Origin of the sequence: Methylobacterium litchii, assembly GCF_038442315.1 — a bacterium.
Taxonomy (GTDB): domain Bacteria; phylum Pseudomonadota; class Alphaproteobacteria; order Rhizobiales; family Beijerinckiaceae; genus Methylobacterium; species Methylobacterium litchii.
Genome location: NZ_JBBXMY010000002.1, coordinates 437,929 through 463,145, shown reverse-complemented (window position 1 = coordinate 463,145; position 25,217 = coordinate 437,929). Strand labels below are relative to the sequence as shown.

The 25,217-nt window shown below is 68.5% G+C and carries 20 protein-coding genes and 1 rRNA gene; 12 read left to right on the top strand and 9 right to left on the bottom strand.

All coding sequences use genetic code 11. The annotated features are described in order from the left end of the window. The first annotated feature begins 180 nt into the window (after window positions 1-180). The 4 genes from rrf (at window position 181) to AAHF99_RS07350 (ending at window position 3,533) form a co-directional block, all read left to right on the top strand. Window positions 181-296 (top strand): 5S ribosomal RNA (gene rrf, locus AAHF99_RS07365). Between the two features lie 228 nt (window positions 297-524). Beyond that, complete coding sequence (locus AAHF99_RS07360) at window positions 525-1,220, top strand: response regulator transcription factor (protein WP_342163436.1); 696 nt, start codon at window positions 525-527, stop codon at window positions 1,218-1,220. Next, the gene (locus AAHF99_RS07355) at window positions 1,217-2,650 is read left to right on the top strand and encodes a HAMP domain-containing sensor histidine kinase (RefSeq protein WP_342163435.1); all 1,434 of its coding nucleotides are present in this window, start codon (window positions 1,217-1,219) and stop codon (window positions 2,648-2,650) included. Before AAHF99_RS07360 ends, AAHF99_RS07355 begins: the two co-directional genes overlap by 4 nt. A 97-nt stretch (window positions 2,651-2,747) precedes the next feature. Continuing rightward, window positions 2,748-3,533 (top strand): 3-hydroxybutyrate dehydrogenase, encoded by a 786-nt coding sequence (locus AAHF99_RS07350; protein WP_342163434.1) that lies wholly within the window; start codon window positions 2,748-2,750, stop codon window positions 3,531-3,533. A 40-nt stretch (window positions 3,534-3,573) separates the two neighbouring features. Here AAHF99_RS07350 and AAHF99_RS07345 read toward each other — a convergent pair whose 3' ends face one another. Next, window positions 3,574-3,951, bottom strand: coding sequence for a CsbD family protein (locus AAHF99_RS07345; RefSeq protein ID WP_342163433.1), 378 nt, complete (start codon window positions 3,949-3,951; stop codon window positions 3,574-3,576). 126 nt (window positions 3,952-4,077) lie between these two features. Continuing rightward, a complete protein-coding gene (meaB, locus tag AAHF99_RS07340; RefSeq protein ID WP_342163432.1) occupies window positions 4,078-5,064 on the bottom strand; it encodes a methylmalonyl Co-A mutase-associated GTPase MeaB in 987 nt (328 codons plus the stop codon). Window positions 5,065-5,367: 303 nt separating this feature from the next. On the opposite strand from meaB, the gene AAHF99_RS07335 reads away from it, so the two are divergent. The 8 genes from AAHF99_RS07335 to AAHF99_RS07300 all read left to right on the top strand — a co-directional run bounded on the left by AAHF99_RS07335 (window position 5,368) and on the right by AAHF99_RS07300 (window position 15,761). Beyond that, window positions 5,368-6,396: an alpha/beta hydrolase gene (locus AAHF99_RS07335; protein WP_342163431.1), complete on the top strand. Its 1,029-nt coding sequence runs from the start codon at window positions 5,368-5,370 to the stop codon at window positions 6,394-6,396. Window positions 6,397-6,544: 148 nt separating this feature from the next. Then, window positions 6,545-6,877, top strand: coding sequence for a hypothetical protein (locus tag AAHF99_RS07330; protein ID WP_243952257.1), 333 nt, complete (start codon window positions 6,545-6,547; stop codon window positions 6,875-6,877). Between the two features lie 114 nt (window positions 6,878-6,991). Beyond that, on the top strand, window positions 6,992-8,032 hold the full coding sequence (locus AAHF99_RS07325; protein WP_342163429.1) for an alpha/beta hydrolase family protein: 1,041 nt from the start codon (window positions 6,992-6,994) through the stop codon (window positions 8,030-8,032). A gap of 194 nt (window positions 8,033-8,226) precedes the next feature. Beyond that, complete coding sequence (locus AAHF99_RS07320; protein ID WP_342163427.1) at window positions 8,227-8,880, top strand: protein-L-isoaspartate O-methyltransferase family protein; 654 nt, start codon at window positions 8,227-8,229, stop codon at window positions 8,878-8,880. 230 nt (window positions 8,881-9,110) lie between these two features. Next, a complete protein-coding gene (locus tag AAHF99_RS07315; RefSeq protein ID WP_412759845.1) occupies window positions 9,111-10,496 on the top strand; it encodes a TolC family outer membrane protein in 1,386 nt (461 codons plus the stop codon). Between the two features lie 206 nt (window positions 10,497-10,702). Further along, window positions 10,703-11,284, top strand: a complete 582-nt coding sequence (locus tag AAHF99_RS07310) for a PopZ family protein (RefSeq protein ID WP_342163426.1) — start codon at window positions 10,703-10,705, stop codon at window positions 11,282-11,284. Window positions 11,285-11,370: 86 nt separating this feature from the next. Further along, window positions 11,371-14,088, top strand: a complete 2,718-nt coding sequence (locus tag AAHF99_RS07305) for a valine--tRNA ligase (RefSeq protein ID WP_342163424.1) — start codon at window positions 11,371-11,373, stop codon at window positions 14,086-14,088. A gap of 152 nt (window positions 14,089-14,240) precedes the next feature. Beyond that, on the top strand, window positions 14,241-15,761 hold the full coding sequence (locus tag AAHF99_RS07300; protein WP_342163423.1) for a Do family serine endopeptidase: 1,521 nt from the start codon (window positions 14,241-14,243) through the stop codon (window positions 15,759-15,761). An 83-nt stretch (window positions 15,762-15,844) separates the two neighbouring features. On the opposite strand, the gene AAHF99_RS07295 is transcribed toward AAHF99_RS07300, so the two are convergent. The 7 genes from AAHF99_RS07295 to dxs form a co-directional block, all read right to left on the bottom strand. Beyond that, window positions 15,845-16,549: a phosphorylase gene (locus tag AAHF99_RS07295; RefSeq protein ID WP_342163466.1), complete on the bottom strand. Its 705-nt coding sequence runs from the start codon at window positions 16,547-16,549 to the stop codon at window positions 15,845-15,847. Between the two features lie 202 nt (window positions 16,550-16,751). After that, window positions 16,752-18,749 (bottom strand): squalene--hopene cyclase, encoded by a 1,998-nt coding sequence (gene shc, locus AAHF99_RS07290; RefSeq protein ID WP_342163422.1) that lies wholly within the window; start codon window positions 18,747-18,749, stop codon window positions 16,752-16,754. Window positions 18,750-18,891: 142 nt separating this feature from the next. Next, on the bottom strand, window positions 18,892-20,178 hold the full coding sequence (gene hpnE, locus AAHF99_RS07285; protein ID WP_342163421.1) for a hydroxysqualene dehydroxylase HpnE: 1,287 nt from the start codon (window positions 20,176-20,178) through the stop codon (window positions 18,892-18,894). Further along, window positions 20,178-21,029, bottom strand: a complete 852-nt coding sequence (hpnD, locus tag AAHF99_RS07280; RefSeq protein ID WP_342163420.1) for a presqualene diphosphate synthase HpnD — start codon at window positions 21,027-21,029, stop codon at window positions 20,178-20,180. The genes hpnE and hpnD overlap by 1 nt, the downstream gene beginning before the upstream one ends. After that, the gene (gene hpnC, locus AAHF99_RS07275; protein ID WP_342163419.1) at window positions 21,026-21,922 is read right to left on the bottom strand and encodes a squalene synthase HpnC; all 897 of its coding nucleotides are present in this window, start codon (window positions 21,920-21,922) and stop codon (window positions 21,026-21,028) included. The genes hpnD and hpnC overlap by 4 nt, the downstream gene beginning before the upstream one ends. Next, on the bottom strand, window positions 21,919-22,947 hold the full coding sequence (gene hpnA / locus AAHF99_RS07270; RefSeq protein ID WP_342163418.1) for a hopanoid-associated sugar epimerase: 1,029 nt from the start codon (window positions 22,945-22,947) through the stop codon (window positions 21,919-21,921). Before hpnA ends, hpnC begins: the two co-directional genes overlap by 4 nt. A 104-nt stretch (window positions 22,948-23,051) precedes the next feature. Beyond that, on the bottom strand, window positions 23,052-25,022 hold the full coding sequence (dxs, locus tag AAHF99_RS07265; RefSeq protein WP_342163416.1) for a 1-deoxy-D-xylulose-5-phosphate synthase: 1,971 nt from the start codon (window positions 25,020-25,022) through the stop codon (window positions 23,052-23,054). Window positions 25,023-25,217 lie beyond the last annotated feature (195 nt).

Sequence of the window (25,217 nt, the reverse complement as noted above, 5' to 3'; positions counted from 1 at the left end):
TGACGCGTTGAGCCGACCGGTACTAATCGCCCGATTGACTTGATCGCCCCCGTGATCCGTGTCCGCATCTGGTTCGGCAGCCGCAAGGCTGGCGGAGCCAGACAGCGGTCCGGTCGCACAAAGACAATGCTTGCCGAACACACGCAGACGGCTCCGCCGTCTGCCCTTGCGTTGCGCCGGTCTGGTGGCTCGAGCGGCGTGCCCAGAACCCGATCCCATCTCGAACTCGGCCGTTAAACACGCCAGCGCCCATGGTACTGTGCCTCAAGGCACGGGAGAGTCGGTCGCCGCCAGACCCGCACAACGCAAAGACACACACCATTCCCTCTCACGACCTCACACGAAAAGGCCGCCCTTCGGGGCGGCCTTTTCGCGTTTAGGCTCCGACATGACCAAGCCGTCATGTCTGGGCGATCCCACCGTAAGCTTGCAGGCGTCATGGTCCCACCGTCCGGGGGAGGGGAGGGGCCATGCTCGTCGATTCACATTCCGCCGCATCGTCCCGTGCGCTAAGAGGCCTGATCATGCGGCTTCTGGTCATCGAGGACGATCGCGACGCGTCCGCCTACATCGTGAAGGCCTTTCGCGAACTTGGCCATTCGGCTGAGAGCGCCGAGAACGGCCTCGACGGTTACGCCCTTGCGAGCGAGGGCGAATACGATGTGCTCATCGTGGACCGGATGCTGCCGAAGCTCGACGGGCTTTCGGTGATCCGCTCCCTGCGCGAGCAGGGCATCGCGACTCCGGTGCTGATTCTCTCGGCCCTCGGGCAGGTCGATGACCGGGTGAAGGGCCTGCGGGCCGGCGGCGACGATTATCTGCCGAAGCCCTATGCCTTCTCCGAACTACTCGCCCGCACCGAGGCCCTGGCCCGGCGGCGCGGCGGTTCGAACGCGACCGAGGAAACCCGCTACCGGATCGGCGATCTTGAACTCGACCGGCTGTCCCATCGGGTGATCCGGGGCGGTAAGGAGATCCCCCTGCAGCCGCGTGAATTCCGCTTGCTCGAATACCTCATGCGCCATGCGGGACAGGTCGTGACCCGGACGATGCTGCTGGAGCACGTCTGGGATTACCACTTTGACCCGCAGACCAACGTCATCGACGTCCACGTCTCCCGCCTGCGCGGCAAACTCGACAAGGGTTTCGCCCATCCGATGATCCACACCATCCGCGGATCGGGCTACGTGCTGCGCGCCGAGGAAGGCGGACCGGTGTGACGGCATCCTCCCTGCCGGGCATCGATGGCGCACAGCGCGAGGCGCTCGCCGCCCGGGTGTCGAAGCTGTTCCGAACGACGGCGTTCAAGCTGTCGCTCGCCTATCTCGCCGTCTTCGCGATCTGCGCCTTCCTGGCGTTGGGCTATGTTGCCTGGAATGCGCGGGCGGTGCTCGATGACCAGATCGTCTCGACCATCGACGCCGAGATCAATGGTCTTTCCGAGCAATACAATTCCGGCGGCCTGCGGCGGCTGATCAGTGTAGTCGAGCGGCGGTCGAAGGAGCCCGGCGCTTCACTCTATCTCGTCACGACGGCCAATGGCGACCATGTCGTCGGCAATGTCGCCTCCGTGCCGGCGGCGGTCCTGGCCAAGCCAGGGCAGAGCGAAGTCAGTTACGGGCGCGGCGAGGCCAGTGCCGACGAGCATTATGCCATCGTCCAGGTCTTCACCCTGCCGGGTGGGTTTCGTCTCCTCGTCGGACGGGACACCGAGGAACGTGACCGGCTCCGTGCGGTGATCGGTCGGGCCTTCGCCTCGTCCCTCGCGGCTGTGATCGTGCTCGGTATCATCGGCGGCTGGCTGGCTGCGAGCCGTGTCCTGGCGCGGGTCGATGCGATGACGCGAACCACGCGCGCCATCATGGCCGGCGATCTCGATGACCGCCTCGCGGTGGCGGGAAACGGCGACGAGCTGGACCGGCTCGCCACGAATCTCAACCAGATGCTGGAGCGTATCGGCGAGTTGATGCGCGGGATGCGCGAAGTTTCCGACAACATCGCGCATGATCTGAAGACGCCGCTAACCCGCCTGCGCAACCGCGCCGACGAAGCCCTCCGCCGATCCAGCTCCGCCGAGGAACTGCGTGCCGCCCTGGAAGCGGTGATCGAGGAGGGGGACGGGCTCATCCGCGTCTTCAACGCGCTGCTCATGATTGCGCGGCTCGAAGCGGGAAGCGCCGGCGAACTCATGGCGCCCCTGGATCTCGGCGCTTCGGCGCGCAGCGTGGGGGAGCTTTACGAAGTCCTGGCTGAGGATCACGGCCTCACCATCGAGGTGCAAGCGCCTGAAGGCGTCGTCATCCAGGCGAACCGCGAACTGATCGGGCAGGCCCTGGCCAACCTCGTGGACAATGCCCTCAAATACGGAAGCCCCGCCGAGGGGGGCGTCGGCCGTATTCTCATCGCGGTCGAGAGGCGCGCCGGGGCGGCCGTGCTCACCGTGTCGGATCACGGGCCGGGTATCCCGGAGGAGGAGCGGGAGCACGTGCTGGCGCGATTCGTCCGCTTGGAGAAGTCGCGCTCGCGGCCGGGCTTCGGGCTCGGCCTCAGCCTCGTGAACGCGGTGATGCGCATTCACCGGGGCACTTTGAGGTTGGCCGACAACGGTCCCGGCCTGAAGGTCGAGATGGTGTTTCCCGTGACGCCTTAATCGCCGTGACGATCCTGCCACGCTGCCCGTGGACTTCACCCTGCGGTTCGGCCAAGTGCTCCCTGACCCTCTCTCGACCACGCTTCCGGAGGTTGCCATGAGCCTGAAGAGCAAGACCGCCCTCGTCACCGGATCGACCAGCGGCATCGGCCTCGCCATCGCGAAGGGCTTCGCGGGGCAGGGGGCGAATGTCGTCCTGAACGGCTTCGGCAAGCCCGACGAGATCGAGCGCACCCGCGCCGGGATCGAGACGGAGTTCGGTGTGCGGGCTCACTATTCTGGGGCGGACATGACCAAGCCCGCCGAAATCGAGGCGATGGTGGGTGAGGCTCAGGAGATGTTCGCCTCCGTCGACATCCTCGTGAACAATGCCGGCATCCAGTTCGTCTCGGCCATCGAGGAGTTCCCCGGCGAGAAGTGGGAGCAGATCATCGCCATCAACCTGTCCTCCGCGTTCTACGCGATGAAGGCGGCGATTCCCGGCATGAAGTCCAAGGGATGGGGGCGGATCATCAACACGGCCTCGGCGCATTCGCTCGTGGCCTCGCCGTACAAGTCGGCATACGTGGCGGCCAAGCACGGCATCGCCGGACTGACCAAGACGGCAGCTCTTGAGTTGGCGCCGCACAAGATCACGGTGAACTGCATTTCGCCGGGCTATGTCTGGACGCCCCTCGTCGAGGCGCAAATCCCGGACACGATGAAGGCGCGCGGCCTCACCAAGGAACAGGTGATGGAGGACGTGTTCCTCAAGGCACAGCCGACGAAGGAGTTCGTGACCGTCGATCAGGTCGCCGGCCTCGCTGTGTTCCTGTGTTCGGACGCGGCGAGCCAGATGACAGGCGCCAACCTGACCATGGATGGCGGCTGGACCGCTCAGTAAGCGGAGACGGCCCCGCCGAAGGGCGGGGCCGGACCTTCAATCAACGGCGCCCGTGCACCAGCAGGGCGAGGCCGTAGCCGACGGCGCCCGCGATGAGCAGGGCGAGCATCGGGTTCTCCTCGACCTGCGTGCTGACGGCGTGGCGACCGTCGCGCAGGTAGGACGAGCCGCGCTCGTACGCGTCGTTGGCGTAATCGCCGGCCCGGTCATAGGCATCGCCGGCATAGTCGCCCGCGCGGTCGGCGAGATCCGCTGCGGAGTCCTTGGCCTGGCCGTAGGCGTTCTGTGCCGTGCCCTTGGCTTCGCGGAAACGGCCCTCGACGGAGTCGCGATTCGACCCGAGGACGTCGCCTGCCGCACCCTGCGCCTTGCCGAGTGCCTCCTTGGCCCCCCCGACGATCCGATCAGTGTCCACCATGGTACTCTCCTCGACGCGGCGTCCGGTGCCGCCCGCGCGGACGCGCGGCCCCCGCGTCCACGGAACGCGCGAGCGGCGGTTTGTTCACCCGGCGCGCGCGTTTTTCTTCGGCGAGGAAACGCCGCTCTAGAGGCCGATCAGCTCGGCGATGGCGGCGGCCCCGGCGGCGGGGGACGTCTCACCGCGCGACACGCCGGATTCGGCTTCGGCCGTCTTCTGACGAACCTCCGCCGTGCCGACGAGGCGCTGATGCAGGTGCTCGTGCACGAGGGCCCACATCCACTTCACGTCCTGGCCACGGCGCTTGCTGGCGATCTCGCCGGTCGCGGTGAGCTTCGTGCGGTGGTCCTCGATCTTCGCCCAGAGGGCATCGAGGCGCCGATTGTGGAAGCCGGAGATCGTCACCACCGGAGGAGTCCATGTCGCCGAGGCGGGGGTGAGGATGTGCAGGGCCGCCCGGTATTCCGACGCCGCCGCATTCGCCCGCGCCTCGGCCTCGCCCTCGTCCGCCTTGTTGACGGCGATCATGTCCGCGAGTTCGAGGATGCCCTTCTTGATGCCCTGCAATTCGTCTCCCGCGCCGGGCAGCATCAGCACGAGAAAGAAATCGGTGAGGTCGGCCACTGCCGTTTCCGACTGGCCGACGCCCACCGTCTCCACGAGGATGACATCGAAGCCCGCCGCCTCGCAGAGCAGCATCGTCTCGCGGGTCTTGGCCGCGACGCCGCCGAGGGTTCCGGAGGAGGGCGAGGGCCGGATGAACGCCTTTGGATCGTGCGACAGCCGCGCCATGCGGGTCTTGTCGCCGAGGATCGAGCCCCCCGTGCGCGAGGAGGACGGATCGACCGCCAGCACGGCGACCTTGTGGCCCGCCTCGGTGAGGTTGGTGCCCAGCGCGTCGATGGTGGTGGACTTGCCGACGCCGGGCACGCCCGTGATGCCGACGCGAATGGCGTTGCCGGTCTGGGGCAGCACCGCGTCGATCAGCGCGGCCGCCGCCGCCCGGTGATCCGTCCGCTTAGACTCGACCAGGGTGATCGCACGCGCGAGCGCCGCCCTGTCGCCGGCCAGAAGCCTGTCCTTGAGCGAGTCGATGTCGAGCGGAGCAGCCATGCTCCTTCATGGCCAAGGCCGCGCCCGCCGTCGAGAGGCCCCTCAGGCCTGGTGTGGGAAAAGGGCGGGGGCGCGTCGAAGCGCCGTCAAGGTTAAGAGGTTTCGCGCCCGTCGGCGGCGGTGCCAAGCCGATGATGCCGTGGACGAATTCCCGTCACGCCGCCGCGCCGGACCCTGTGGCCGTTGCGGCACGGGGCCAGCGGCAGCACGGGAAACGCGCGGCGTGCCCCGTCTTGGTCACGATCCACTGGTTACGGTTCCGCTTCAAAGGGCGGCGCGGCCGCTCGATCAGTCCCGTGGATCATGACGCCTCGGTCTCCCTCTCGCCGCTTCCTCCTGCGCGTCGGCGCGCTCACGGCCGCCGCCGGAGCCATGCCGATGCTCGGCGGCTGCGTCACCGACGAGCTGGGCGGTCCGGCCCTGCCCGAGAAGCAATCGGCGCTCGATGTCATGCCGGTCCTGCTGGTCGCCACGACGCGCAAGCCGGTTGGGAGCCCGGTGCGGCCCCCGTATTTCTCGTCCGATCGGGGCAAGTGCCTGAGCTTCGCGGAAGTCCGGCTCTCCCCGCCGGATCGCTCGCTTCTCGGCAAGGTGTCGGCGGTCATCACCGGGGACTGGACCATCGGCGCGGTGCCGAAGGTCGAGACCGGGCCCGGTGCGGCGGACGCCTTTAGCCAAGCGGCGCTCGGCCGCGACGTGCTCATCTACGTGCATGGCTATCGCGAATCGTTCGAATCGGCTGCCGTCAGCGCCGCGCGGCTGTCTGACGGTATCCGCTTCAAGGGCGTTTCCGGCCTGTTCACGTGGCCGTCGGCCGCCGCGACGCTCGATTACGGCTACGATCGCGAGAGCGCGATGTGGTCGCGCGATGCGTTCGAGGACCTGTTGAAAGCCCTTGCGGCGACGCCGAACGGCGGGCGCATCTTCATCGTCGCCCATTCCATGGGGACGCTGCTGACGCTGGAGACCCTGCGGATGCTGCGGGCGGAGGCCGGCGAATCGGCGATGGCGCGGATCGGCGCCGTGGTGCTCGCCGCGCCCGACATCGATTTCGACCTGTTCTCGAACGGCGTCTCCCGGCTGGGACCGGACCTCACGAAGATCACCGTCATCTCCGCGACGAACGACCGAGCCCTCGAACTCTCGGCGGCCATCGCGGGTGGCACCCGCGCGGGCGCGGCCGACCGGGCGAAGCTCGAAGCCCTCGGGGTGCGCGTGGCCGATGCGTCGGATTACGGCGGCGGCCTCATCAACCACGATCTCTTCCTCTCGAACCCCGAGGTTCAGGGCGTGGTGAAGCGGGCAATCGCCCGAGGCGGCGCCGGGGTCTGAGAACCCGCTCGAACGGGCTTGGCCCGGGGCCGCTTCCCCCCTACAGCAGCCGCGTGCGGCGATGGTGCCGGCCAGATCGGCCGACCCGTCGCATCACGCGCCCCGGACGGGAGCGTGCAGGCGCGGTCTTGAAGAGAGGATGCCGGCCATGTTCACCCTGGAAATCGAGGGCACGGCGGTCGCGGTCATCAACAGCGATGAGGCCTCGGCCAAAGACCTGTTCACCTGCGATGGCTTCAAGGAAGACATCAAGACGATGACGAGCGGCGGCAAGCCGCTCTGGGACGGCAAGGCCGCCCTCAACGTCCGCCCGGCCAACGAGGACGAGATCGAGGTGTTCGAGGATGCCCTCGCCGAGGACGACGGCGAAGGCGATTTCGTGGACGACCCGCGCTACGCCGAAGCCGATGACAGCGAAGAGGACGAGGCCGACATCGTCTTCCTCGTGGATATCGACGAGGACGACACGGCCCACGCCTGAGGCTGAATACCGGGCCGGTCGATCTGTCGTGGAATGACCGGCCCGGCCCTCGCCATCGCGTGACGCTTCGTGGCATGTGGTGGACGCGGCTGGCTTGGCCGGGATCCGGGAACGATGACGTTGCTGCATCGCGCATTCGCCTTCGGTCTGGCGGCCCTCGCCGCCATGTCCTCGCCCGGCCATGCCGCCGATGCACCGACCCCTCCGCTGACCCTCTCGGCCCAAGGCAGTTTCTTCGTGGGGGGGCGAGACGTCTCGTCCGACACGCTGTCCACCCTGCCGGCCTATGCGGCCTCCGGCACGGTGACGGTCGATCAAATCTACGTGCGCTATCAGGTCCCCGTCTCGCCGACGCGGGTTCCGCTGGTGCTGATCCACGGCTGCTGCCTGACCGGCAAGACCTGGGAGACGACGCCCGACGGACGGATGGGATGGGACGAGTATTTCGTCCGCAAGGGTTTCCCGACCTACGTGATCGATCAATCCTGGCGGGGGCGCTCGGCCGGCAACCCGAGCGCGATCAACGCCGTGAAGGCCGGCAAGGCGGGCGCCGAGACGCTGCCGGCGGTCTTCTCGGCGGGGCGCGAGGCGGCCTGGGCGATTTTCCGGTTCGGCCCGGAATACCCGAAGGTCTTCCCCGGGATGCAGTTCCCCCTGGAAGCGCAGGGTGAGTTCTGGAAGCAGATGGTGCCGGATTGGTCGGCGGCGTTGCCGGTTCCGAACCCGACTGTCACGGCCCTGTCCGAACTGGCGAAGCGCCTCAAGAACGCGGTGCTGATCTCGCACTCGCAATCGGGCATCTACCCGTTCCAGACGGCCGCCCTCGACCGGACCGGCCTCCGCGCCCTCGTCGCCATCGAGCCCGCTGCCTGCCCGGATCCGGCCAAGGACGACCTCGCGCCCTACAAGGACCTCCCGATCCTCGTGCTGTTCGGGGATTACGTGGACCAATCGTCCCGCTGGGCACCCCGCCTGAAGCTGTGCCGGGCTTTCGTCGCCGCGGCCAATGCCGCGGGGGGCAAGGCCGAACTGATCCTGCTGCCGGAGATCGGCATCCACGGCAATTCGCACATGCTGATGCAGGACAAGAACAGCTTCGAGATCGCCGATTGGCTGGCCGGCTGGCTCGACAAGCGGGTGCCGGTGAAGGAGTGAGCCACCGCGCGCTGGCCTGCACGCCGGACGCTCTGCGCTCCTCCTCGGAAGACGTTTCCGCCGCGATGCCGCGACGCAACCGGCGTCCTCCTTGCCTTTTGCGTGTCGATCTTCGACAACCCGCCGCGAAGGCTTAAGCGTGCGCCGGTATCCGTGGCGCGGTGGACCGGATCGGTTCAGGGACGAGGTTTCCGATGCTCGATTACGCGCAGGCGCGGCGGATGATGGTCGACTGCCAGTTGCGGACCTTCGACGTGAACGACAACGCCGTTCTCGACGCCTTCGATTCGGTGCCGCGCGAATCCTTCGTTCCCAAGAACCAGGAGCCGTTCGCCTATATCGATCAGCCCCTGCGGCTCGGTTCGGCGGGCGCCGACCTGCGCGTGACCCCGGCCCCGATGGTTCTCGGCCGGATGATTCAGGCCCTGAAGATCCAGCCGGGCGTCGCGGCGCTCGATGTCGGCACCGGCTACGGCTACGCCTCCGTGCTGATGGCGCAACTCGGTGCCACGGTGACGGCGATCGAATCGATCCCCGAATTGGTCGCGGCCGCAAAGGAGCGGTTGGCCGGTAAGGCGAAGGTCATCGAGGGGCCGCTGCGGGCGGGTGCGCCCAGCGAAGGGCCGTTCGACGCGATTCTTGTGAATGGCCGCGTGGAGACCCGGCCGCAATCCTTGCTCGATCAACTCAAGGATGACGGACGGCTCGTTTGTGTCTTCGGGCCCGACCGGGGGGCAAAGGTCACCGTATTCGTTCGTGCCGGCAATGCCTTCGGATCGCGTCCGCTCTTCGATGCGTCCCTGCCGGCCTTGGCTGACTTCGCGCAAGAAGCGTCTTTTGCCTTCTGATACTCTCCAAGATTGAGAATTCATGGGTCCGGTGAGGTGTCGCCTTTATGCGCCACCCCTGAGGATTCAGGCGCGAGAGCGGCTGGACCCGGTGCCGAGTTAACGTCTTCCAGCTAAGGTCCGTCGCAGGGCGGGCTTGTTCGGATAGGTGCGGTTCGCCGCATGACCGCTGCTGAGGCGGGTGTCCGAGATCGCGGGGGCCGCAAGGGTTGAGCACTGTGAGTTTACGAGTGCCGAAAAACCGCTTCGCGCAGCGCCGCGTGGGCATCGCCGTCACGGCGATCGCCGCGGTGCTGGCGTCGAGCCAGGTGGGTGCGGAAACGCTCGAGAGTGCCCTTGTTCGGGCCTATCGTGGCAATCCGACCCTCAATTCCGGTCGGGCGACCGTCCGCTACACCGATGAGTTCGTGGCCATCGCCCAATCGGGCTACCGGCCGCAGGTGAACCTGAGTGCCGATATCGGGTCGCAGTACACCAACGGCCGGATTAGCGGCACGACCTTCAACCAGACCACGACGCCCGGCGGCGCGGGCCTCATCGTCAGCCAAACGCTGTTCAACGGTTTCCAGACGGACAACAACGTCCGCCGGTACGAGTCGACCGTCTACAGCCAGCGCGAGACGCTGCGCTTCACCGAACTCTCGGTCCTCTACGCCGCCGTTCAGGCCTACATGAACGTGCTGAGCAACACGGCGACGCTGGAGCTGAACCGCAACAACGTCGAAGTGCTCGAAGAGCAGCTCCGGCAGACGCGCGACCGCTTCAACGTCGGCGAGGTAACGCGCACCGACGTCGCGCAGGCCGAGGCGCGCCTCGCCGGTGCTCGGTCGCAGGTCAGTGCCGCCGAATCCACCCTGCGGACGTCGATCGGTGTCTACCGCCAGAACATCGGTGTGGAGCCGCGCTCCCTGGCACCGGGTCGGCCGCTCGACCGCTACGTCCCCGGCAGCCTCGACGCCGCCGTGACGATCGGCCTGCAGGAACACCCGCAGATCTACTCGGCGATCCACGCGCTCGATGCCGCCGAATCCCAGGTGAAGGTGCTGGAGGGCCAGCTCTACCCGCAGGTCACGGTGCAGGGCAGCGTCCAGCAGCGCTACGACTCGACCTTTCCGAACGACAATTCCGTGGCCGCCTCGCTCATCGGCCGCGTGACCATCCCGATCTATGAAGGCGGGCAGGTTTACGCGCAGGTGCGCCAGCAGAAGGAGCTGGTGGGTCAGCTCCGGATCGATGTCGACCGGATCCGCGATCAGGTCCGGGCGCAGATCGTGGATTTCTGGGGCCGGCTCGAAGCTGCCAAGGCGCAGGTCATCGCGGCCCAGGCGCAGGTCCAGGCGAACGAAGTCGCCCTCAACGGCGTGCGTGAGGAAGCGCGCGTCGGCCAGCGGACCACCCTCGACGTCCTCAACGCGCAACAGGAGCTGCTGAACTCCCGCGTGAACCTCATCGTCGCCCAGCGCGACCGGGTGATCTTCTCCTACGGCGTCGTCCAGGCGATGGGTCAGCTAACCGCGCGCTTCACGGCCCTGCCGGTCGAGGCCTACAGCGCCAAGATCCACTTCGATCAGGTCAAGGATCTGTGGTTCGGCCTGCGCACGCCCGACGGGCGCTGAGCCCGCCGCCTCTGCTGTGAGCATTGTCCGATTTTTCAAGGACTGTGCTGTCGGTACGCTTGTCGTAACTCAGGGGCGTGAAATACTGAGTTGCGGCTCCGAGTGAGCCGCCTTCCGGTCTCTTCGCATCCGAGCGCGCCGTCGTCATGAGTGCAGCAAGCCCCCAGGTTCAGGACAAGGCTGCCGATAAGGCGCATGAGCCGTCGATGGAGGAGATTCTCGCCTCCATCCGCCGGATCATCGCCGACGATCAGGCGGCCAAGCCCAGCGAGCCGGAGCCGGAGCCGGCCGAGGTCGATGACATCCTCGACCTCGCCGAGGTCGCCGAACCGGTGCCGCCGCCCGTCGCCCTGGTGCGACCCGTCGAGCCGCCCGCGCCGCAGCCGGCCCCCCTCGATCTCGATGAGATCAGCTTCGAGGATCTGGCGATCGAGGACGAGTTCGTGCCCGAGCCGCCGCCCGTCGCCAAGGCACCCGAGCCGGTGGCACCCGAGCCCGTGGCCCCCCCGGAGCCGCCCAAGCCCGCGCCGCGCATGGAGCCGCCGCCCGTCGCCAAGGCGCCCGAGCCCGCATTCGACCGTCTGATTTCGCCGACCACGGATGCGACCGTCGGACAGGCGTTCAACCTGCTGGCGCATACGGTTCTCACCAACAACGCGCGTACCCTCGAAGACATCGTGCAGGATATGCTCCGCCCGATGCTGAAATCCTGGCTGGACGACAATCTGCCCGTGGTGGTGGAGCGTCTCGTCCGCGCCGAGATCGAGCGGGTATCGCGGGGGCGCTGAGCCCTCTCGCGTGTTGACGCGGGCGGTCTGACGGCCGAAAGCGGGGGCTCGTTCCAGCTCAGCCCGCTTTCGGCCCGACTTTCGCGATGATGGACAAAACCTTCGACCCGGCTTCCGTCGAGGCGCGCATTCGCGCCGCGTGGGAGGATGCGGGGGCTTTCCGCGCCGGCCGCCCCGAGCGGGCCGGCGCCGCGCCCTATTGCATCGTGATCCCGCCGCCGAACGTGACGGGCTCGCTGCATATGGGCCACGCCCTCAACAACACGCTGCAGGACGTGCTCTGTCGGTTCGAGCGCATGCGCGGGCGCGACGTGCTCTGGCAGCCCGGCACCGACCATGCCGGCATCGCGACGCAGATGGTGGTCGAGCGCCGCATGGCCGAGCGCAAGGAGCCCGGCCGCCGGGAGATCGGCCGCGAGGCGTTCCTCGAAAAGGTCTGGGCGTGGAAGGCCGAGTCCGGCGGCGCCATCGTGGAGCAGCTGAAGCGGCTTGGCGCCTCCTGCGATTGGACGCGCGAGCGCTTCACGATGGACGAGGGCCTGAGCCGCGCCGTGCTCAAGACCTTCGTGGACCTACACAAGGACGGCCTGATCTACCGCGACAAGCGCCTCGTGAACTGGGACCCCCGGTTCCAGACCGCGATCTCAGACCTCGAAGTGCTACAGGTCGAGATCAAGGGCCATCTCTGGCACTTCGATTACCCCGTGGTCGATGCGGATGGTGCCGAGACCGGCGAGATCATCACCGTCGCCACCACTAGGCCCGAGACGATGCTGGGCGATACCGCTGTGGCGGTGCACCCGGAGGACGAGCGCTACATGTCCCTCGTCGGCAAGTACGTGCGCCTGCCGCTGGTGGGGCGCCTGATCCCGATCGTCGCCGACAGCTATTCGGATCCGGAGAAGGGCACCGGCGCGGTCAAGATCACCCCGGCCCATGACTTCAACGACTTCGAGGTCGGCCGGCGGCACGCCTTGTCGATGATCAACGTCCTCGATCCCGAGGGCAGGATGCTCATCGAGGGCAACGAGGCGTTCCTGGTGGAGGCGTCCCCCGAGGCGGATGTGCTGGCCCTGCACGGCGTGGACCGGGCGGCGGCGCGCAAGCGCGTCGTGGAATTGATGGAGGAGCGCGGTCGCCTGCGCACCATCGAGCCCAACACCCACATGGTGCCGCACGGCGACCGCTCGAATGTGGTGATCGAGCCCTACCTCACGGACCAATGGTACGTGAACGTGAAGCCGCTGGCCGAGCGGGCGATGCAGGCCGTCCGCGACGGCAAGACCCAGTTCGTGCCGGAGAACTACGAGAAGATCTTCTTCCAGTGGCTCACCAACATCGAGCCGTGGTGCATCTCGCGCCAGCTCTGGTGGGGCCACCAGATTCCCGTCTGGTACGACGATGACGGCGGCGTCTACGTCGCCGAGAGCGAGGCCGACGCCCTGGTGCAGGCGGAGGCGAAGCACGGCCGCGCCGTGGCGCTGACGCGCGATCCCGATGTTCTCGATACGTGGTTCTCCTCCGGCCTGTGGCCGTTCTCGACCCTCGGCTGGCCGGACAAGACGCCGGAACTCGCCCGCTTCTACCCGACCAACACGCTGGTGACGGGCAAGGACATCCTGTTCTTCTGGGTCGCCCGCATGATGATGCTGGGCTTGCACGTCACGGGCGCAGTCCCGTTCGACACCGTCTACCTGCACACGCTGGTGCGGGATGCCTCCGGCGCCAAGATGTCGAAGTCGAAGGGCAACGTCGTCGATCCTCTCGAAATCATCGAGCAGGTCGGGGCGGACGCCCTGCGCTTCACCCTCTGCGCGCTGGCCGTGCAGGGGCGCGACATCAAGCTGTCGACCGACCGCGTTCAGAGCTACCGCAACTTCGCGACGAAGCTCTGGAACGCGGCCCGCTTCGCCGAACTGAACGGCTGCACCCTCGATCCCGCCTTCGATCCGCGCGCGGTCACGGGGGCGATCAACAAGTGGGCCCTGGGTGAAGCCGCCCGCGCGGTGGCCGAGGTCGAGGCCGCGATCACGGCCTATCGGTTCAACGACGCGGCGAACGCCGCCTACCGCTTCACCTGGAACATCTTCTGCGACTGGTACCTCGAACTCGCTAAGCCGGTGCTGCAGGGGGAGGGGGCCGATCCGGCCGCCAAGGCGGAGACCCAGGCGAGCGTCGCCTACCTGATCGATCAGGTCGCCAAGATCCTGCACCCGTTCATGCCGTTCCTCACCGAGGAGCTGTGGGGCATCAAGGGCGAGGGCCTCGAAGGGCGCGGCCTGCTGGCGCTCGCCGCTTGGCCCGACCTCGCGGGGCTCGCGGATGAAGGGGCCGAGGAGGAGGTCGGCTTCGTGGTCGATCTCATCGGCCAGATTCGCTCGGCGCGCTCCGAGACGAACGTGCCGGCCGGCGCGCAAATCCCGCTGGTGCTCGTCGGCGCTGATGCGGCGGTGAGGGCGCGGGTCGAGGCGTGGCGCGAGACGCTGGTGCGCCTCGCCCGCCTGTCGAAGATCACCTTCACCGACGCGCCTCCGGCCAAGTCCGTGCAACTGCTGGTGCGTGGCAGCGTGGCCGCCTTGCCGCTCGAAGGCATCGTGGACCTCGCCGCCGAGGTCGCGCGGCTGAAGAAGGAGAAGGCCAAGGCCGAAGGTGAGATCAAGAAGGTCGATGCCAAGATGGCCAACGCCGACTTCGTCGCCCGCGCCCCCGAGGAGATCATTGAGGAGAACCGCGAGCGGCGGGAGGCCGAGAGTGCGCGCCTCGTGAAGATCGACGAGGCGCTGGCCCGTTTGAGCGGCGAGTAGACCGGCGATTGCTGGGCGGCCGTCACGCACGGCCGCCCACCTGACAAAACGGTAATCTGCCCGCCACACCGGGGTGAGGGCCGGGCGCCTAGAACGATCCCATCGACGGCCGCGACAGGCGTCGTCCCGATTGTTCCAGGTGTGAGAGCCCCATGACCGAGCCCCGTACCGCCCGCCGCTACACCAGCCGTGCCCTCGCCTCCGTCGCCGCCGCGGCGTTGGTGGCCGGTGGGGCCGTGGGCAGCGGCTACCTGCCCGCCGCGACCCCCGCCTTCGCCCAGGCCCTGCCGAAGTCGCCCATCGAGGCGCCCGAGCATCCGCCGGGTTCGTTCGCCGGCATCGTCAACAAGGTGAAGCCGGGCGTCGTCTCGGTGAAGGTGAAGCTCGACGATTCCGCGAGCGACGACGAGGACGGCGGCGGCAACAACGGCCAGAACCTCCAGAATGTCCCGCCGCAACTGCGCGAGTTCTTCAAGCGCTTCGGTGAGAACGGCCCGAACGCGCAGCCGCAGCGTCGCGGCAGCCGTGGCGCCGTGGGCTCGGGTTTCATCATCTCGGCCGATGGCTACGTCGTCACCAACAACCACGTCGTGGACCACGCCACGACCGTGCAGGTGACGCTGGACGACGGCCGCACCCTCGACGCGAAGGTCATCGGCAAGGACGCCAAGACCGACGTCGCGCTCTTGAAGATCAAGGACGGCGGCAACTTCCCCTACGTGCAGTTCGGCAAGTCCGCGCCGCAGGTGGGTGATTGGGTGGTCGCCATCGGCAACCCGTTCGGCCTCGGCGGCACGGTGACGGCGGGCATCGTCTCGGCCCGTGGCCGCGACATCGGCGCCGGCCCCTACGACGACTTCCTGCAGATCGACGCGCCCATCAACAAGGGCAATTCCGGTGGCCCGACCTTCAACGTCAACGGGGAAGTGGTCGGCGTGAACACGGCCATCGCCTCGCCGTCCGGTGGCAGCGTCGGCCTCGCCTTCGCCATCCCGGCCGAGACGGTGCAGGCGGTGGTGGATCAGCTCCGCACGGACGGCAAGGTCGCCCGCGGCTATCTCGGCGTACAGATCCAGCCGGTGACGCAGGACATCGCGGAGGGCCTCGGCCTCGACAAGGCCAAGGGCGCGCTGGTCGATCATGCCGAGAGCGGCACCCCGGCGGCCAAGGCCGGGCTGAAGTCCGGCGACGTGATCGAGAAGGTGAACGGCGAGACCGTGGACAGCGCCCGCGAACTCTCCCGCCGCATCGCCTCCATGAAGCCCGGTGCCGAAGTGAAGCTCGGCTACCTGCGCGGCGGCAAGTCCGACACGGCGACCGTCACCCTCGGCTCCATGCCGACCGACGGCACCAAGGTGGCGAGCCGCGATGAAAACGGCGGTGGTCAAGTGCACCTGGGCCTCGGCCTCGCCCCCGCCGCCGAGGTCGGCCTGTCCGATCAGGGCGTGGCCGTGATGCAGGTGGACCCGGATGGTCCGGCCGCCGCGAAGGGCATCGAGCGCGGCGACCTGATCCTCGACGTGGGTGGTCAGTCGGTCTCCAGCCCTGCGGACGTGGCCGCACAGGTCCGCGCCGCCGAGACCAACGGTCGTAAGGCCGTGCTGATGCGGGTGAAGAGCGCCAAGGGCCAGACCCGCTTCGTGGCGATCTCGCTCAACAAGAATGCCGGCTGATGCCGGCTGTTAAGGGGGAACCCCTCTTCCCCCGGTGACGCCCCTCGACTGGCGCCGGTCTCAGGACCGGCGCCATTTTTCGTTCAAGGCTGGGCGGCCGGAACGGGGATGCCGAGCCCATCGCCGAGGCACTGGCGACAGCGGGCGAGCACGGCGAACGCCGCATTCGAATCGCGTCCGAGGCGCATGAGGTCGCCGATCCGTGCCCGTCCGAAGACCAGGGCCGAGAGCACGCCCCGGATGTCCGGCTCGCCATCGGGCGTGAGGGCGTTGGCAGCGAAGGCGGGGAGCGCCCGGTCGGCCGGATCGCAGATCACCCGCAGGGCTGCGAAGGGCAGGCCGTGCCGCCCGGCGAAGGTCGCCGCGACATGCGATTCCATATCGACGGCCGCCGCGCCCGTGGATTCGCGCAGTGTCGTCTTGTCGGCGACGGCGAGCACCGCCGCATCGACTCCGGCAAGATCGGCCGAGATCACGCGATTGGGCAGGCCGGCGAGCAGGCCCACCATCGCGGCGGCCGCGTCGAGATCCGCCCGCCGCCGTCCATCGGCCGTGACGATGCCGGTGCCGACGACGACATCGCCAGGCTTCAAACTGGGATCGAGGCCGCCCGCGATGCCGAAGCTCACCACGGCGCGGCAGGCCGGGGGAACGCGCCCGTCGAGCAGCACGCGCAGGCGGGCCGGATCGCCACCCGCGCCGACGGCCTCGACGCCACGGCCGGCAGCGATCCGCCGCTCGCGGGCAAGTCCGGTGACGGCGAGGACGGGGGCTGACGGGTCGATCATGGGGCGGGGCTGGATCAGGTCCGCGAGCAGGCCGGGCGGAGGCCGGCGGCGGGGCTGATCGGGGTCGGGAGAGGGCAAGGGGCGCGCGGGTCGAGGGGGCCGCCGCTCGGGCGAATCACGGCCCTCATAGCAGGGCGCGGGCGCCGCGTCGTCATAAGCGCGGGGCGGGGCGGCGTTCCGCCCCGTCCCACGACGGGCCGGGTCACATGCCGAAGGCGACCTGGCGAGTGTTGCTCTTCTTCAGGTTCCGGTAGCGCGCGAGCGCCCAGAGCGGGAAGAACTTCGGGTAGCCGTGGTAGCGGAGGTAGAACACGCGCGGGAAACCCGTCGCCGTGTAGCGCTCCTCGCTCCAAAGACCGTCCGTGTCCTGCGTGCGGGTGAGGAAGTTGATGCCCCGCGTCACGGCGGGATCGTCCACGGCCCCCGCCGCCATCAGGGCGAGCAGCGCCCAGGCGGTTTGCGAGGCGGTGGAGGAGCCTGCCTCGAACTCCGGGTCGATCTTGTAGGACGAGGCATCCTCGCCCCAGCCGCCATCCGGGTTCTGGATGCGGATCAGCCAGGAGACGGCCTTCTGGACGCGCGGATCGGCGGACGAGATGCCCGCCGCGTTGAGGGCATTCAGCACGGACCACGTGCCGTAGATGAAGTTCATGCCCCAGCGGCCGTACCACGAGCCGTCCTCCTCCTGATCGTTCAGGAGGTAGTTCACGCCCCGGTCGAGGGAGCGACAGGTTTCGCGGGTCTCGCCGAGCTGCGCCAGCATCCCCACCACGCGGGCGGTCACGTCGGCGGTCGGCGGGTCGAGGAGCGCTCCGTGATCGGAGAACGGAATGTGGTTCAAGTACATGTAGTTGTTGTCGGCATCGAAGGCGGCCCAGCCGCCATCGGCCGATTGCAGGCCCTCGACCCATTCGCGGGCGCGGGCGATGGCCACCTTGTAGTCCGGCATCCCGGCCACGAGGCCATGCTGGCGCATGGCACGGTCCATCGCCATCACCACCACGGCGGTGTCGTCGAGGTCCGGGTAATGGGCGTTGGCGTATTGGAACGCCCAGCCGCCGGGGCGTACCTTCGGCTTGCGGGCCGCCCAGTCACCCACGATGTCGAGCACCTGCCGGGGCTTCAGCCAATCGAGGCCCGCGCGGGCCGTGGCTTCGGCCTCCGGGCCGCCGGCTTCGAGGAAGGCGTGGCTCGCAAGCGCGGTGTCCCACACGGGCGAGACGCAGGGCTGCACGTAGGCCTCGTCGTCCTTGATGACGACGAGCTTCTCGATGGCCTCCAGCGCGACCTTCACCTGCGGATGGTCGGGCGTGTAGCCCATGATCTCGTACATCAGCACCGAGTTCACCATCGGCGGGAAGATGGCGCCGAGGCCGTCCTCGCCGTTCAGCCGCTCGCTCACCCAGGCGCGGGCCTTCTCCATGGCGCGCTGGCGGGGGCTGCGCGGGAACAGGTGCTCGGTGCTCTGGAGGATGCGGTCGATGAAGCCGAAGATGGGCGTCCAGGGCCACGTCGCATGGGGTGAGCCAGGCCAGGAGCGGACGCTCTCCGGCGGCGTCACGAACAGTTCCTGGATGCCGATGCCGCGCGGATTCTTCGCCCGCGGCTTCGTCGCCTGCAGGACGAACATCGGGACCATCGTGCAGCGGGCCCAGTAGCTCACCTTGTCGATGTGGAAGGGGAACCACTTCGGCAGGAACATGATCTCGACCGGCATGGCCGGCACGGCGCGCCACGGCACTTCACCGTAGAGGGCCAGCAGGAAGCGGGTGAAGACGTTGGCGTTGGCCGCGCCGCCCCGGGTGAGGATCGCCTCGCGGGCCCGGCGCATGTGCGGGGCCTCGATGTCCTCGCCGATCATCTTGAGGCAGAAATAGGCCTTCACCGTCGCGCTCATGTCGAACGGCCCCTCGTGGACGAGGGCCCAGCCGCCATGCGGACCCTGCGTCCGACGTAGGTAGTTCCCGATCTTGCGCTCCAGGTCGGGCGCCGGCGGATGGCCGCGGAAATGGTGGAACAGGATGTATTCGGAGGGGATGGTCGCGTCGGCTTCGAGTTCGAAGCAGATATGCCCATCCTGCTGAGCCAGGGCGCCGAGAGCCCGGGTCGCAACGCTCACGCTGCGCTCGACGGTCTCCAGGCTGATGTCCTGCGTCTTCGGGCGCTGCAGCGCCTCTATCTTGTTCACGGCCTCTCGCATCTGTCCTCGCCTCACGGTCACCTGCCGCCCGTCCCGAACGCGTCCCGCCCGGAAAAGGCCTCAAGCCCCCATTTCACGCGCCCCCTCGCACCGGAACGGCCTCCGTTCCGGCGGGGAACGCTCAAGTTGCAACCGCCATGCCTCACGCTGCGCCACGCGCAGGTGTGTCCGCACACATCAACGCGTGGGCGGCCGTCTTGCCGGAGCGGATCGCACCCTCGATGGTCGATGGCAGGCCTGTGGCCGTCCAATCGCCCGCGAGAACGAGGTTCGCGTGCCGCGTGCGCGCAGGAGCCCTCCGCGCCGCCTCGGTCGGCGTCGCGGCGAACGTTGCACGCTTCTCCTTGACGATTTGCCAGCGTGGCAGTTCCGAAGCAAGATTGCCGAGCGTGGCGATCTCCCCCCAGATCTGCCGGGCGAGGTCTTCGCGCGGCACGTCGAGGAGTCTATCCGCCCCTGAAATCGTGACAGAATATCGGTCGGAATAGGCGAAAAGCCACTCCGTAAGACTATTCACCACACCGAGAACAAGCGGGCTGCCGGGCTTCGGAACGACCGCGAAATGGGCGTTCACGATCGAGCGAAACTCGAGCGGCGTGGGGACTTCGGGCAACAGGTCGGCCGTCACCCACGGCGGCAGCGCGAGCACGACCGAATCACCCGGCCCGATCGCCTCCGGCCCATCCGAGAATTGCAGCGCGGTGACGCGCCCGTCCGTGACGTCGAGCCCGCGCAGGCGGCGGCCGAGGCGCACCTGCGCGCCGCGCTTGGCGAGGGTCGCGAGCACCGGGTCGACGAAGGCGTAGGAGAGACCCTTCTCGGCCACCATCGGCTTGCAGGCCTTGCCGCCCGCGCCCAGCGTCTCCCGTAGGATGCGCGCGGCGAGGCCGACATCGCTGTCGCGGGGCTCGGTGTTCAGGGCCGCGAGGAGAACCGGGTGCCACAGGCGCTCGTAGAGCGGGCCCGAGCATTCCATGTTCTCGCCGATCGTCCCGCCCGCACCCTCGGCCTTGCCGGCGGCGGCGCGCAGAATCCCGAGGGGCGCGAGGTAGTCGCGGGCACGGGTGCCCGGCACCCGGCGCGACGGGCTCAGCACCCACCAGGGCAGGCGGCCGGCATTGGGGCGCAGCGTCCAGCGCTGGCCGGATTTCAGGTCGGCGAAGTCGAAGGCCGCCTCGTCCGGGCCGATCAAGGCATCGTCGGGCGCGCCGACCTCGCGCAGAAAGCCGAGCGCGTCGGCATTGCCGGAGAGCAGCAGGTGGTTGCCGTTGTCGATGTGAAGCCCGAGGCTCGGGTCAAAATACGAGCGGCAGCGCCCGCCGGCCTGCTTGGCGGCCTCGTGCAGCACGATCTGCTTGCCGCTCCGGCTCAGCGAGACGGCGGCCGAGAGCCCCGCGAGGCCCGCGCCGACAATATGGACCTTGGCCATCACAGTACGCCGTGGCGGAGGGCGACGAGGATCAGCGACAGCTTGCCCGGTTTCACCCGGGCGCGGGGCGGCGCCCACCCCCGGCGGATCACCGCCTTAAGGTAGAGGTGGTAGGCCGCCGCCATGAGCCGCGCCGCCTTGGTCGCCTTGCGCGGGCTGCGCCGGATGATCTCCCAGGTCGCCCGGTAATGCGCTTCGGCCTCCTGCGCGATGGCCGCGCAGACCTCGCCAATGCGCGGATGCATGATCGCCTGCATCGGCGTCGGGTTCGCGAGACCGATGGCCTCCAGCTTCTCGCGGGGCAGATAGAGGCGCCCGCGCTCGGCATCCTCATCGATGTCGCGCAGGATGTTGGTGAGTTGCAGTGCCCGGCCCTGGTGCCATGCGAGCTTCACCCCGTCCGCCTCCGGCATGCCGAAGATGCGCACGGAGAGGCGCCCCACGGCGCTCGCGACGCGGTCGCAATAGAGGTCGAGGGTCGCTTCGTCGGGGGCGACGATGTCTTCCTCGGCGTCCATCGCCATGCCATCGATGACCGCCTGGAAATCCTCGCGCTTCAGGCCGAAATGCTTCACCGGTTCCACAAGGTCGCGTGTGCAAGCCACCGGACGGCCGGCATAGAGCGCGTCGATATCGGCCCGCCAGCGGTCGAGTTCCGTGCGGCGCACGTCGCGGGCGCCGCCATCGTCGGCCACGTCATCGACGGCCCGGCAGAAGGCGTAGACGGCATACATCGCCTCCCGCCGCTCCTTCGGGAGCAGGCGCATGGCGGTGTAGAAGGACGAGCCGGCGGCGGGCAGCGCCGGAGCTTCGGCCTCGGCGGCGGTCGCGGGCGTCGCGGTGGCGCTCAACGGGAGGCTCCTTGCATGGCCGCGCGGACGATCCGCCCGCGGAACGGGCGGCGCGCGAGGGTCGCGGCAACGCCGCGCAGGGCGATGAGGGCGAAGGCCGCCTTGCCGTGATGGACCTTCTCGGAGAGCGGATCACGGTCCAGCAGGCCCTTCGACAGGACCACCGCGAGGCGATGGATCGCCGCGATCTCCAGCGAGAGCCGCGTGTCGTCGATCAGGTCCGGCAGGGTGGCGCCCTCATCGAGCAGGACGAGGCATTGCTGCGCCAGTTCGTGGAACACCGCGCGGAGCGCCGGAGGGGCCTTCGCCTCGCCGAGCATGGCGATGGTGGCACCATGCCGGTCCAGGCAATCCTGCGGCAGGTACACCCGATCGAGATTGCGGAAGTCCTTCCCGCAATCCTGGATGTGGTTGATGATCTGCAACGCCGCGCAGATCTTGTCCGAGGGGCCGTAGACCCGCGCCGGGTCCTCTCCGTGGATGTCGAGCACGAAGCGGCCCACCGGCATCGCCGAGAAGCGGCAATAGTGGATCAGCTCGTCCCAGTCGGCGTAGCGGTTCTTGCGCGCGTCCATGCGGAACGCGTCGAGCAGCTCTAGGGCATGGCGCGGCGGAAGCCGGCGGGTCGCGAGTTCCGCCTTCAGCGGCGCCGCCTCGGGGTCGGTGGGACCGGCTCCGGTGAGTGCATCGGCCAGCCCGTCGAGGAGGGCGAGCTTGCGCTCGGGCGTCAGGTCGGAATGGTCGGCCACGTCGTCGCCCGCGCGGACGAAGTTGTAGAAGGCCAGGATCGCCCCGCGATGGCGCGGATGGATCAGGTGCGAGGCGACGGGGAAGTTCTCGTCGCGATGGCCCTTGCCGGAGCGGGTGTCGGTCGCGGTGTCGAGGGTGGTCATTTCAGGTATCCCGCGCCCCGGAACCAGTCGATCGCGTCGGAGAGGCCCTCGCGATAGGGCCGCGCCGTGTAACCGAGTTCGGCCCGCGCCTTCTTGTCGGAGAAGAACATCCGGTAACGGGACATGCGGATGCCGTCGATGGTGGCGAAGGGCTGGTTGCCGGTGAAGCGTGCGGCCAATTGCGCGAAGAACGCCACCGGATACACGACCGCGCGCGGCAGATTCACGGTCGGCGGCTTGCGCCCGACCATTCCGGCGATGTCCGCCAGCATCTGCGACAGGAACACGTCCTCGCCGCCGAGGATGTAGCGCTCGCCGATCCGCCCCTTGTTCAGGGCTAGCAGATGGCCGTGGGCCACGTCGTCCACATGGGCGAGGTTGAGGCCGGTATCCACGAAGGCCGGCATCTTGCCGAGCGCCGCTTCCTGGATGATCCGTCCGGTGGGAGTCGGCTTCACGTCGCGGGGGCCGATGGGCGTCGAGGGGTTCACGATCACCGCCGGCAACCCGTCGCGGGCGACCATCTCCTCCACCACGCGCTCGGCCACGACCTTGCTGCGCTTGTAGGCGCCGATGGCCGTCTCCGGCGTGAGCGGCATGGTCTCGTCGGAGGGCGTGACGCCATCGGCCGGGGGGCGGATGGTCGCGACGCTCGACGTGTAGACGACCCGCTCGACGCCCGCGTCGAGGGCGGCCCGCATCATCAGCCGGGTGCCGTCGCGGTTGGTGCGGACGATCTCTTCCATATCGGGCGCCCAGAGCCGGTAGTCGGCGGCGGCGTGGATCAGGTAGCGCTGGCCGCGCATTGCCTCCGCAACGCTGCCTGCATCGCGCATGTCGCCCGTGACGATCTCGACATCGGGCCATGTGAGGTTGGTGCGGGGGCTCGAAGCGCGCACGAGGATGCGCACCGGGAAGCCGGCCCGGCGGAAGACGTCGACCAGGGCCGAGCCGAGGAAGCCGCTCGCGCCGGTGATCAGCACGGGGCCGGCCTCGGCCGGGCCGGATGGGGTGGCCACAGCCATCGTATCTCGTCAGGTCGTAAACAATGACGGCGGGCAAGATGCCCGCCGGTCGGCGTTCTAATAGGGCAGGCCCGGCCGCGGCAAGGCGCGGCCGTGCAGTCCCATCAGGCGAGGCGCAGACGCGAACGGCCGTCCTTGCGCTCGGGCAGCGTCTCGGTGACGACCTTGACGATGCTCGGGGCGTCGAGGCCGGCTTCCGCGTACATCTTCTCCGGCTTGTCGTGGTCCTGATACGCGTCCGGCAGGGTCAGCGTCCGCACCCGCACACGGCCCGCATCCAGCGCGCCCTTCTCCGCCAGAAGGTGCAGCACCATCGCCCCGAACCCGCCGCGCGAGCCCTCCTCGATCGTCAGCAGCACCTCGTGCCGCGACGCGAGGTCGAGGATCAGCGCCTCGTCCAACGGCTTGGCAAAGCGCGCATCCGCCACCGTGACCGCCACGCCCTGATCGGCGAGCGTATCCGCCGCCTTCAGCGCCTCGGCCAGCCGCGTGCCGAGCGACAGGATCACCACCCGCGCGTTCGCGTCCTCGCGCACCACGCGGCCCTTGCCGATGGGCAGGGCCTCGCCCCGCTCCGGCAATTCGATGCCGACACCCTCGCCGCGCGGGTAGCGCAGGGCGGACGGGCCACTGTCATGGGCGTGCAGCGTCGCCACCATGTGGACCAGCTCGGCCTCGTCGGCCGCCGCCATCACCGTCATGTTCGGCAGACAGCACAGATAGGCGAGATCGAACGCGCCCGCATGGGTCGCGCCGTCCGCGCCGACGAGCCCCGCCCGGTCCATGCAGAAGCGCACGGGCAGGTTCTGCAGGGCGATGTCGTGCACCACCTGATCGTAGGCCCGCTGCAGGAAGGTCGAGTAGATCGCCACGAACGGCTTGTAGCCCTCCGTCGCCAGACCGCCCGCGAAGGTCACGGCATGCTGCTCGGCGATGCCGACGTCGAAGGTCTTGTCCGGATGCGCCTTGCCGAACAGGTCGATGCCGGTGCCGCCGGGCATCGCGGCGGTGATCGCCACGACCTTCGGGTCGGCGTCGGCCGCCTTGATCAGGCTCTCGCCGAACACCCGCGTGTAGGCCGGCGCGTTCGGCTTGGCCTTGGCCTGGACGCCCGACACCACGTCGAACTTCACCACGCCGTGATAGCGGTCGGCCGAGGCCTCGGCCGGCGCGTAGCCCTTGCCCTTGCGGGTGACGACGTGCAGCAGGATCGGGCCGGTCTCAGTGTCGCGGACGTTCTTCAGCACCGGCAGCAGGTGGTCGAGGTTGTGGCCGTCGACCGGACCCACGTAGTGGAAGCCCATCTCCTCGAACATCGTGCCGCCGCCGACCACCAGCGAGCGGGCGTATTCCTCCGCCGCCGCCGCGCGCTGGTAGATCGCCTTCGGCAGGAGCTTGCCGAGCTGCTTGGCGGCGTCGCGCAGCGTCCGGTAGGTGTCGCCCGAGGCGAGCCGCGCGAGGTAGGCCGACATCGCGCCGACCGGGGGCGCGATGGACATGTCGTTGTCGTTGAGGATGACGATGAGGCGCGAATGCAGGGCGCCGGCATTGTTCATGGCCTCGTAGGCCATGCCCGCCGACATCGAGCCGTCGCCGATCACCGCGATCATGTTGCGGCGCTTCGGCGTCTGGCCCTTGGCCTTCGCGGCGGCGGCGTCGAGGTCGCGGCCGACCGCCATGCCGAGGGCGGCCGAGATCGAGGTCGAGGAGTGGGCCGCGCCGAACGGATCGTAGACGCTCTCGGAGCGCTTGGTGAAGCCGGACAGGCCTCCGCCCTGGCGCAGGGTGCGGATGCGGTCGCGACGGCCGGTGAGGATCTTGTGCGGGTAGCACTGGTGGCCGACATCCCAGACGATCCGGTCGTCGGGGGTATCGAACACGTGATGCAGGGCGACGGTGAGCTCGACGACGCCCAGCCCCGAGCCGAGATGGCCGCCGGTGATGGACACGGCGTCGATCATCTCGGCGCGCACGGCATCGGCCACGGATTGCAGCTCGCCTTCCGGCACCGTCCGCAGGTCCGACGGCTCGTTCACACGATCCAGCAACGCTGATTGCTCAGGGGTGATCGCCAATGCTCGCACTCGCTTGTTCACTGTGCCGCCCGCCGCGCCGATCCGGACCGGACACCGCACGGGCCTTGAGCGGGGCGCGACCGTATGAAATCCGGGATGCCGCCGCTATCACGATATTTCCAGTTACGAACGATCGGCGCTCCGATCAATGTCGGGATGACGCTTTTTTCCAGTCCAGTGCCCTTACCGCCACAT